Consider the following 275-nt stretch of genomic DNA (forward strand, 5'->3'; position numbering starts at 1 on the left):
GCGCTCGGTCATGGCCCGCCTCGACCGCCTGGAGCGCGGGGGCAACTTCATGGCGGGCGGCCAGGCCCCCGCGATGGGGTACGTCCCCGGGCCCGAGGCCCACGCGGGCGTGCAGCAGCCCGGCGTCGCCATGCCGCCGCCGGTTCCCCAGGGTCCGCCGGTTCCGCCCGGGGGAGGGCCCGCCGCCGCGCGCGCGGCGGTGCGGGGTTCCGGGGCGCCGCAGGGTGCCCCGACTCCGGAGCCGCAGGCTCCGCCCACTCCCCCTATACACATCT

Annotated in this window: 1 pseudogene; it reads left to right on the plus strand. The window is 80.0% G+C overall.

Features of this window, described 5'->3' with window-relative positions:
• Positions 1–275: pseudogene (locus AOK22_RS43205) on the plus strand (DNA polymerase III subunit gamma and tau); the annotation flags it as partial.

Origin of the sequence: Streptomyces silaceus, assembly GCF_001419745.1 — a bacterium.
GTDB lineage: Bacteria > Actinomycetota > Actinomycetes > Streptomycetales > Streptomycetaceae > Streptomyces > Streptomyces silaceus.